The organism is Achromobacter sp. MYb9 (genome assembly GCF_002975275.1).
In the GTDB taxonomy this organism is placed as follows: Bacteria; Pseudomonadota; Gammaproteobacteria; order Burkholderiales; family Burkholderiaceae_B; genus Achromobacter.
Map to the genome: position 1 here is coordinate 70,162 of NZ_PCOQ01000003.1, position 9,699 is coordinate 79,860.

7 protein-coding genes are annotated in these 9,699 nt (G+C 64.9%); all 7 read left to right on the plus strand.

Features of this window, described 5'->3' with window-relative positions:
- Nucleotides 1-134: 134 nt before the first annotated feature.
- The 7 genes from CQ050_RS06790 to CQ050_RS06820 all read left to right on the plus strand — a co-directional run bounded on the left by CQ050_RS06790 (nucleotide 135) and on the right by CQ050_RS06820 (nucleotide 9,674).
- On the plus strand, nucleotides 135-1,943 hold the full coding sequence (locus CQ050_RS06790) for an ABC transporter ATP-binding protein (protein WP_105556048.1): 1,809 nt from the start codon (nucleotides 135-137) through the stop codon (nucleotides 1,941-1,943).
- A complete protein-coding gene (locus CQ050_RS06795) occupies nucleotides 1,937-3,691 on the plus strand; it encodes an ABC transporter ATP-binding protein (protein WP_105556049.1) in 1,755 nt (584 codons plus the stop codon). The genes CQ050_RS06790 and CQ050_RS06795 overlap by 7 nt, the downstream gene beginning before the upstream one ends.
- Complete coding sequence (locus CQ050_RS06800) at nucleotides 3,691-4,632, plus strand: ABC transporter permease (protein ID WP_105556050.1); 942 nt, start codon at nucleotides 3,691-3,693, stop codon at nucleotides 4,630-4,632. Before CQ050_RS06795 ends, CQ050_RS06800 begins: the two co-directional genes overlap by 1 nt.
- Nucleotides 4,632-5,579: an iron chelate uptake ABC transporter family permease subunit gene (locus CQ050_RS06805; RefSeq protein ID WP_105556051.1), complete on the plus strand. Its 948-nt coding sequence runs from the start codon at nucleotides 4,632-4,634 to the stop codon at nucleotides 5,577-5,579. Before CQ050_RS06800 ends, CQ050_RS06805 begins: the two co-directional genes overlap by 1 nt.
- A complete protein-coding gene (locus tag CQ050_RS06810; RefSeq protein ID WP_105556052.1) occupies nucleotides 5,576-6,352 on the plus strand; it encodes an ABC transporter ATP-binding protein in 777 nt (258 codons plus the stop codon). Before CQ050_RS06805 ends, CQ050_RS06810 begins: the two co-directional genes overlap by 4 nt.
- The gene (locus CQ050_RS06815) at nucleotides 6,349-7,362 is read left to right on the plus strand and encodes a siderophore ABC transporter substrate-binding protein (RefSeq protein ID WP_105556053.1); all 1,014 of its coding nucleotides are present in this window, start codon (nucleotides 6,349-6,351) and stop codon (nucleotides 7,360-7,362) included. Before CQ050_RS06810 ends, CQ050_RS06815 begins: the two co-directional genes overlap by 4 nt.
- Before the next feature lie 101 nt (nucleotides 7,363-7,463).
- Nucleotides 7,464-9,674: a TonB-dependent siderophore receptor gene (locus CQ050_RS06820; RefSeq protein ID WP_105556054.1), complete on the plus strand. Its 2,211-nt coding sequence runs from the start codon at nucleotides 7,464-7,466 to the stop codon at nucleotides 9,672-9,674.
- The last annotated feature ends 25 nt before the right edge of the window (nucleotides 9,675-9,699 follow it).

Sequence of the window (9,699 nt, forward strand, 5' to 3'; positions counted from 1 at the left end):
GTTCCCTCTTCTTGATGACGTCTACCCAGCACTTTAACTTGCCCCATGAATATTTAGTTTATTGGCATGCAACTAAAGCGTGATTTAGTTTATAGTAATGCAAATAATTATCACCAACATCCCGGTATTTGTTCATGAAGACTTCTGGCGCCGAGCCGGCCAACCCCCGCCATGCCGGCCCGCTCGATCTGGTGTTGACCCCTATCCGGGGGCAACTCATCGTTGCATCCGTGCTGGCCGCGGTGGGCGCCATGCTGACGCTGGCGCCGCTGGCATCCATCGCGCATATTGCGCGACTGCTCCTTACCGGCGCCGGCAGCGAAGGCGCTCACCTGGCCGACGCCTGGCCCGAAATCTGGTGGACCGTCATCGGCGCGGTGGCGTGCATGTTCGCCGGCATGCTGATGGTCTCCGCGGGCGAATTGACCGCCCACCTGGCTGACAATCGCATCACCCATCGCCTTCGCCTCGCCGGTGCACGGCGGCTGGCACAGGTGCCGCTGGGCTGGTTCACAGGCAGGGCGTCGGGCGAGGTCAAGCAGGCGTTGCAGGACGACATGGCGACCCTGCACAGCCTGACCGCGCATTTCTTCACGGCGGTGGCGCGCGCGGCTGGCGTCATCGTGATCTCCGTCATCTACCTCTTCGCGCTGGACTGGCGCCTCGCCCTGGTGGCGCTGTTGCCGTTCTGCGGCTTCTTCCTGTTCCTGCGCCGGGCGATGAAGGCCAGCGGAAAGAACATGCAGGCGTTCGTCGCCCGGCTTGGGCGCATCAATGGCGCGACGGTCGAGTTCGTGAGCGGGATATCCGTGGCCAAGGCGTTCGGCGACGCCGGCAAGGCGCATCGCGGCTACCGGGACGCCGTGGACGGATTTGCCGACGCCTTCGTCGAATTCACGCGTCCGCTGGTCGCGGCGATGGCCCGTGCCCACGCACTGATCGCGCCGGTCGCGGTGCTGAGCGTGGTGCTGGGTTTTGGCGCGCTTTTTGTGGGGCTGGACTGGATGGCGCCGGTGGATGTGCTGGCATTCGCCTTGGTGGCGCCATGCATTTGCAGCCCGCTACTGTTGCTGCACACGCTGCTGCACGACCTAGGCAGCGCCACGGGTGCCGCGCAGCGCGTGCTGGCGTTGCTGAAGACCCCGGTGCTGGAAGCGCCCGCGCCGGGCCGCGAGCAGACTCCCGAGGGGCATGAAGTCCGATTCGAGGGCGTGGGCTATGCCTACGACGCCGGGGGCGCGGCGCTATCGAACATCAGCTTCACCCTGGAACCCGGGACGGTCACGGCCATCGTTGGCCCGTCGGGCGCGGGGAAGTCCACGCTGGCGCGACTGCTGCTGAGGTTCTTTGATCCCGCCGAAGGCCGCATTACGCTCGGCGGCGCCGACTTGCGGCAGATCGAAAGCACGCAGCTCTACCGGCGCGTGGGTTTCGTATTGCAGGAAGTGCGCCTGATTCATGCCAGCGTGCGCGACAACATCGCGCTAGGCAGGCCCGCCGCCAGCCAGCAGGAGATAGAAGCCGCCGCGCGTACTGCCAACATCCATGAGCGCATCCTGGCCCTGCCACGCGGCTACGACTCCATGGTCGGCGAAGACGCGCAGCTTTCCGGCGGTGAGCGTCAGCGCGTGAGCATCGCCCGCGCGGTGCTTCTCGATCCTCCCGTGCTGGTGCTCGACGAAGCCACGGCGGCGGCCGACGCCGGCAGCGAGGCGGCGATCCAGGCGGCGCTGTCGTGCTTCGCCCAGGGACGCACGCTGATGGTCATTGCGCACCGGCTGGACACGGTGAAGCACGCCGACCGCATCATCGTTTTGGAAGGCGGCGTCATTACAGAGCAAGGCCGGCATGACCAGTTGCTGGCCCAAGGTGGCAGCTACGCGCGGCTTTGGAAGCTGGGCGGTTACGAAACGGCCACGGCCCAAGAGGAACCGTCATGCTGAAGTCCTTGATGCAATTGCTGGGCAGGGACGCGCCCGTCCTGCGCCGCTACCTCTGGCTGGCCCTTGTCTACGGCGTTTTCTGCGGACTCACCATTGCGTCCATCGTGCCGATGCTTACCCACCTGCTGGGCGCAGAAGCCAGGCGGGCCGCGCCCTGGCTGATCGCGCTGCTCGGCGGGGCAGGGATCTGCTGGGCGCTGCGTGGCTACGTCGAGCGTGCCGGCGTGCGCGTGGGCGTCGCCATCTTGCAGGGCGGCCGCCACCGGCTTGGCGACCATGTGGCACGCCTGCCTGTCGGCTGGTTCACGCCGCAGAACACGGCGCGTCTTGGGCATGTCGTCACGCAGGGCATGATGTCCGTGGCCCAGCTTCCGGCGCACGTGTTTACGCCGGTCATCGCGGGCGTGGCGACGCCCGTGGTGCTCGTGTTCGCGTTGTTCGCACAGCATTGGCTGCTGGGCGTGATTGCCTTGACGGCGCTGCCATTGCTGGCGGGCGTGCTCTTTCTTACGGCGCGGCTTGCGCGGCGTGCCGACAATGCCTTTCACCAGCGTTTCGCCGACGCCAGCCAGCGCGTGGTGGAATTCGCCCAAGCCCAATCGGTGCTGCGCGCCTTCAGCGCGCAGGGAGGGGGCATGCGCCATTTCGAAGAGGCCGTGGAGCAGCAGCGCGCGTCGGGGGCGCGGTTGATCTGGCTGTCGGCCGGAGCCGCCGTGCTGAATGCATGGGCCGTCCAGGCCACGTTCGCCGCCTTGTTGATCGCGGGAGCCTGGTGGATCAACGCGTTGCTGGGCAGCCAGGCAGGGGCCGCGGAGCTCGTGGCGGCCATGGTCTCGATGTTGCTGGCCGCCCGCTACATCGATGCGCTGCTGGAGGTGGCCGGCTATGGCGAGATCCTGCGCGGCGCGCGCGCCCAGCTCGACGCCATCGAAGCACTGCTTGCGGTCGAATTCCTGCCGGAGCCCGACGCGCCGCAGGCGCCGCTGGACGCGTCGATCGAACTGCGCAATGTTCATTTTCGCTACGCCCAGGACGAACCCTATGTACTGCACGGCGTGAATTTGCGCGTCGAGCCTGGCAGCATGATCGCCTTGATCGGCGAATCAGGCTCCGGCAAGACCACGCTGGCGCGGCTGATCGCACGCTTCTTCGATGTGGATGAAGGCAGCGTGCTGCTCGGCGGCGCGGACGTGCGGAAGATCTCCAGCGGGCGGCTGGCGGGTCAGATCAGCCAGATCTTCCAGGACAACTATCTGTTCACGGGATCCATCGCCGACAACATCCGCGTTGGAAAGCCCGATTGCAGCGATGCCGAACTCCTGGACGCCGTGCGGCAGGCAGGCGTGACGGAAATCGTCTCGCGCCTGCCGCAGGGCCTGGAAACGCCCGTGGGCGAGGGGGGCACAAGCCTGTCCGGCGGCGAGCGGCAGCGCATCGCCATCGCACGGGCGCTGCTCAGCGACGCGCCTATCCTGTTGGTGGACGAGGCCACCGCGGCCCTGGACGCGGAGAACCAGGCCGTCATCGCCGAGACGCTGGCGCGGCTACGCGGCAAGCGCACGCTGGTGGTGATCGCGCATCAGCTTTCCACGGTGGCGATGGCCGACCGGATCGCGGTGCTGGAGGGCGGCCGGATCGTGGAAGAGGGGGCGCCCGCGGCGTTGCGCGAAAACCAGGGGCGGTATGCGCGGTTTCTCAGCCAGCGTCAGGCCGCCAAGGGATGGCGCATTGGCGGAGGAGACGCCTGATGCGTGCAGGGCTGTCAGCGCTGTTCGTCGTGCTCTGCGGCATATCGCTATTGATAGGCGCCCGGCAGATGGCGTGGTCGCAGCTGTTCTCGCTGTCCGGCGACGCGTGGCTGACGCTGACCGCGAGTCGGCTACCGAGGCTGGCGGCGCTGACGCTGACGGGAATCGGGCTGTCGGTCTGCGGCGTGATCCTGCAGCACATCGTCCGCAACAAGTTCGTCGAGCCGGCCACGTCGGGCGGGCTTGACGCCGCCAAGCTTGGCATCCTGGTGGCGATGACGCTGGCGCCGTCCATTGGGACGGTGGGGCGGATGCTGTTTGCGCTGGGCTTTTGTTTCGCGGCCAGCCTGGTCTTCGTGGCCATCGTGCGCCGCGTGAAGTTCAAGAACACGATCCTCGTCCCGGTTATCGGCCTGATGTACGGCGGCGTGCTGAGCGCGCTGGCGGAATTCCATGCTTATCGCAATAACATCCTGCAAAGCATGCAGGGCTGGCTGCTGGGCGACTTCTCCAAGATCGTGCAGGGCAACTACGAACTCGTCTATCTGATCCTGCCGATCGTCGCGCTGACCTATCTGTATGCGCACCGCTTCACGGTGGTGGGCATGGGCGAGGGCATGGCGTCCAGCCTGGGGCTGAACTATTCGGCCACCGTAACGTTGGGATTGATGCTGGTGGCGGTGACCGTGTCGGCCACCGTCATCACCGTCGGGGCGATTCCGTTTGTCGGGCTGGTCATCCCCAACCTGGTCGCGCTCCATTATGGCGACAACCTCAGCCGCACCTTGCCTGTCGTGGCCCTGGGCGGGGCGTCGCTGCTGCTGTTTTGCGACATCGTCGGCCGCCTGCTGATTTATCCGTTCGAAGTCCCCATCGGCCTGACCGCCGGGGGCATGGGCGGCGTCTTGTTCCTTGCGCTTATCCTGTGGAAGCATCGGTGATGCGCGCCGCTTCCCAAAGAATGATCTGGTTGACGGTCATCGCACTGGCCGTGGTCTTCCTGTTCTTCCGATCGGGGCTGGACTTCGATTACGTGATTCCGAAGCGGCTGGCCCGGCTGGCGGCCATGATCCTCGGCGGCATCTGCATTGCCTGGTCGTCGATCGCGTTCCAGACCCTTACCGGGAACCGGATCCTCACGCCGGCGATCATGGGCTATGAGGCGGTCTACCTCTTGCTGCAATCCCTGCTGGTGCTGGCCATGGGCACGCAGAGCCTGGTGGTGCTGGGCGCGAACGGCAACTTCTTCCTGTCGGTCCTGCTGATGCTGGGCTACTCGTGGATCCTTCATCGCTGGCTGTTCCGCAACGGCGGCCAGAACGTGTATTTCGTGCTGCTGGTGGGGCTGGTGCTGACGATGGTGATGGGTACCTTCACGCAGTTCGTGCAGCTGAAAACCAGTCCCGGCGAGTTCTCGATTCTGCTCGGATTCACCCAGGCGTCATTCGGCCGGGCGGAGCCGGGGCAGTTGCTTGTTTCCGCCGCCCTTGTCGCCGCGGTGTGCCTGGCAGGCTTCAGAAGCCTGCCGACGCTGGACGTGATCTTGCTGGGGCGCGATCAGGCCATTTCCCTCGGCGTGGACCATCGGCGCACCGTCCGGCTGCATCTTGCTTTGATCGCGGTGCTGGTCGCGGTGTCGACCAGCCTGCTCGGGCCCACGGCGTTCATGGGGATCTTCATCGCCAATACCGCCTATGCGCAGGCGCGCTCGCGCAGGCACCGAATCACTTTGCCCACCGGCTGCGCCATCGCCGTGGGCATCTTCATCCTGGCCCAGCTCGCGGTCGAGCACGTCTTCAACTACAAGACCACCGTTGGCATCCTGGTCAACCTGGTGTGCGGCGGGTGGTTTCTTGCGATGATGGCGCGCACGCGGGGCACTGCATGATCACCACCCGGAATCTCTTCAAAACGTACGGATCGAAGTCCGTCCTGCGCGATGTGAGCGTGCAATTTCCCACCGGAGCGCTGACCTCGCTCATTGGTCCGAACGGTGCGGGCAAGACCACGCTCCTGATGATGATCGCGCGGCTGCTGGACCCGACCCGCGGCGACATCCTGCTCGACGGTTCCAGCGTGGCCCACATGCGCAGCGCCGACTACGCGAAGCGTGTCGCCACCTTGCGCCAATCCCCGGAATTCAACCTGCGCCTGACGGTTGAAGAACTTGTCTCCTTTGGCCGGTTTCCGTACAGCCGCGGCGCATTGACGCCGCGCGACCTGCGGGCGATCGACGAGGCCATCGCGTTTCTCTCGCTGGACCGACTGCGCCGCGCCTATGTCGACGAGCTGAGCGGCGGCCAGCGCCAGATGGCGTTCCTGGCCATGACCATTGCCCAGCAGACGGATTGCCTGTTGCTGGACGAACCGCTGAACAACCTCGACATCAAGCACGCCGTTCAGATCATGCGAGCGCTACGCCGGCTGTGCGATGAACAAGGCCGAACCGTGATCCTGGTGGTGCACGACATTAATTTCGCGGCCTGCTACTCCGACCACATCGTTGCGATGAAGGACGGCGCGGTGCGTTGCGCCGGCGCCGTGTCCGAGGTGGTCACCGAAGACTGCCTGCGGGAGTTGTACGGATTGGATTTCGAGATCACGCACGGAGAACGGGGACGCCTGTGCAACTACTTCAACCCCCCGGGAGAATTGAAATGATTTTTACGCACAGGCCGCGGGCACTGGCCTTGTCGTTGGCGGTATCGCTGGGTGCGATGGCCGCGCTGCACGGATGCGGCCAGGAAGCCGCGGAATCACCCAAGACAGAGATGCCTGCGGCGGGCGCCAGCCCGGCTGCGTCACAGGCCTACGCCAGCATCACGGTTCAGCACAAATTGGGCACGACCGTCATTGAGAAGCTGCCGCAGCGTGTCGTGGCCCTGGATATGAACGAAGTCGACTTCCTGGACGAACTTGGCGTGCCGGTCGTCGGCATGCCCAAAGACTTCGTGCCGCACTTTCTTGCCCGCTACAAGGATGCGGCGCAGGTGCAGGACATGGGCGCTATCGTCCAGCCGAACCTGGAACGCGTGCATGCCGCCCGGCCCGACCTGATCCTGATCACGTCGCTGCAGGCGAACCACTACAAAGAGCTGAGCGAGATCGCGCCGACGATTCACTTCGACGTGGACTATCGCGACAGCCAGGCCAATCACGTCGAAATCGTCAAGGATCACCTCATGACGCTGGGGCGGATCTTCCAGAAGGAAGGCCTTGCCCGCCAGAAGGCGGCGGAACTTGACGCCAAGGTGAAAGAGGCACGGACCCTTATCCAGGACCGGCCCGAGACGGCGCTCATCGTGCTGCACAACAACGGCGCGTTCAGCTCGTTCGGGACGCAGTCGCGCTATGGCTTCATCTTCAAGGCGCTGGGCGTCAAGCCCGCTAGCCCGTCGGCCGAGGCCGGCCTGCACGGCCAGCCGATATCCAGCGAGTTCATCCAGCAGGCAAATCCCGACATCGTCTACGTGGTCGATCGCACCGCCGTGATGGAGCGCCGGCCGAGCCTGAACGCCGAGACGCTAAGCAATCCCCTTTTGCGCCAGACGTCCGCGTGGCGCCACGGCCGCGTGGTGTTTGCGGACGCCGAGGCCTGGTACGTCACCGCCGCCAGCGTGAAGTCGCTTGAACTCATGATCGACGACGTGACCAAGCCCTACCGGAACTGATTTGATCGACGCCAAGCGCGTCCTTGTCGATTCAAACGTAAATGATTCCCAGTCGCCTGAATTTCCGGGCGAACCAAAGCTCAACCCAACGGAGCCATTCCATGAGCAAACGCCGCCAGAGCGGACACGCCGCACGTCCCGCGCTACAAGCACGGCGGGCAAACGCCGTTTTCGCCCCCAACCACCTCGTCGCCGCCTTGTTCGGCCTGACCTTCGGCGCCGCCGCGCCGGCGACGTCGGCCCAGGAAGTCGCCGAGGCCGGGGTCAAGACGCTTCCGACGGTGACGGTCACGGGGCAGGCCGAGGTCCCCGCCACCCCCTACGCAGGTGAGCAGGTCACGTATGGTGGCCGCGTAGGCTTTCTTGGCGACAAGGATTTCATGGACACGCCGTTCTCCGTCATCAGCTATACGGACAAGTACATCCAGGACCTGCAGGCCAGGGACATCACCGACGTGATCGCCAGGACTGATCCATCGGTTTTCAGCAACGGCGTGACGGGCGCCTGGAGCGAGACCTATTCGATACGCGGTTTCGGTACCAGCACGACGGATACGGCGTTCAACGGGCTGTTCGGCATGGCGCCGTATTACCGGACGATGCCCGACATGTTCGAGCGCATCGAAGTGCTCAAGGGACCGTCCGCCTTGTTGAATGGCATGCCTCCCGGTGGGTCGGTGGGCGGGAGCATCAACCTGGTTCCCAAGCGTGCCGGCGCGGAGCCATTGACGCGCCTGACCACTACCTACATGTCGGATGCGCAGTTCGGAGGGCATGTGGACATGGGGCGACGCTTCGGCGAGAACCAGCAGTTCGGCCTGCGGTTCAATGGTGTGTATCGGGATGGAGACGGCCCCGTCGACCATCAGAAGCGGCGGGCGCAATTGGCGGCGGTAGGCCTGGACTGGCGTGGCGAGCGCGTGCGCATTTCCGCCGACCTGTACGACAGCGATGAGCGCATTGACGGCGTGACGCGCGGCATCAACCTGGCGCCCGGCATCGGCGTGCCCAGGCCGCCCAAGCCCGAAACCCTGCTGAACCCGGACTGGGCCTATGCGAAAAACCAGGACAGGGCGGCCATGATCCGTGGTGAATTCGACGTCAGCGACAGCCTGATGGCCTACGCGGCGATCGGGACCAGCAGAACCGAGTACACCTACAACGGCGCCATGTCGGCGCAGGTATTCAACGATGCTGGCGACTTTCGGACCTCGATGGGCCAGCTGAACATGAACTTGAAGAAGACGTCGGGCGAAGCCGGCTTCCGGGGCAAACTGCAAACGGGCGCCGTCAAGCACCAGTGGGTGCTCAATGCCACGTACTACTCGGACGATCAGCGGGACTACGGCCGTCGTTCGGTGCCCGGGGCGGATTGGGTCACCAACCTCTACAACCCGGCCTGGGGGCCGGCCCCTGCCGGTTTCTGGCCGCCGATATTGCGCTCCAAGACGCGCCTGGTCAGCTACGGCCTGGCGGACACCCTGTCCTTCGCCGAAGACCGCGTGCAACTGACCCTGGGCGCGCGCCGGCAGGAAGTCCGCACCGATACCCTGAACGCGACGACCGGGGCGCTGACCAGCCGCTATGACGCAAGCGCCACGTCGCCCGCCGCCGCGTTGCTGATCAAGGCGACGGACAATATTTCCGTCTATGCCAACTACATCGAGGGCCTGAGCAAAGGCCAGACCGCGCCGGTAACCGCCGCCAATGCCGGGCAGCTGTTTCCGCCGTTCAAGACCAAGCAGAAGGAAATCGGACTCAAGGTTGATCTGGGCGATTTCACCCATACGCTGGCGCTGTTCGAGATAAACAGGCCCAGCAGTTATACGGATCCCGTCACCAACGTCTTCTCGTTTGGCGGCGAACAGCGCAATCAAGGCGTGGAATGGGGCTTCTTCGGCGAGCCGATGCCCGGCGTGCGGCTCATGGGCGGCGTCGCGTATATCGACCCCAAGGTGACGAAAGCCGCCATTTCGGCCAACGAGGGCAAGCAGGCTACCGGCATCCCCAGGCTCCAGGGCAAGCTGGGCGTGGAATGGGATGTGCCGGCGCTGCAGGGCTTGACGTTGACCGCCAATGCGACCGCGGTATCCAAGCAATACATCAGCGCCGACAACTCGTTGTCAGTGGCGGGGCACACGACCTACGACGTGGGCGCGCGTTACGCGACCCGAGTGGCCGACCATGCCGTCACGCTGCGAGGCGGCATCACCAATCTGACAAACAAGGCTTACTGGGGAATGCCTCAGCTGTCTAGCCTGGCCCTCGGCGCGCCGCGAACTTTCATGCTCTCTGCTTCAATGGACTTTTGAAGCTGAGAGAGGGCCGTGCGCCGGC

Bases quoted from the DNA above. Each gene is read 5' to 3' on its own strand.
- CQ050_RS06790 (WP_105556048.1), top strand. From the start codon at position 135: ATGAAGACTTCTGGCGCCGAGCCGGCCAACCCCCGCCATGCCGGCCCG.
- CQ050_RS06795 (WP_105556049.1), top strand. From the start codon at position 1,937: ATGCTGAAGTCCTTGATGCAATTGCTGGGCAGGGACGCGCCCGTCCTG.
- CQ050_RS06800 (WP_105556050.1), top strand. From the start codon at position 3,691: ATGCGTGCAGGGCTGTCAGCGCTGTTCGTCGTGCTCTGCGGCATATCG.
- CQ050_RS06805 (WP_105556051.1), top strand. From the start codon at position 4,632: ATGCGCGCCGCTTCCCAAAGAATGATCTGGTTGACGGTCATCGCACTG.
- CQ050_RS06810 (WP_105556052.1), top strand. From the start codon at position 5,576: ATGATCACCACCCGGAATCTCTTCAAAACGTACGGATCGAAGTCCGTC.
- CQ050_RS06815 (WP_105556053.1), top strand. From the start codon at position 6,349: ATGATTTTTACGCACAGGCCGCGGGCACTGGCCTTGTCGTTGGCGGTA.
- CQ050_RS06820 (WP_105556054.1), top strand. From the start codon at position 7,464: ATGAGCAAACGCCGCCAGAGCGGACACGCCGCACGTCCCGCGCTACAA.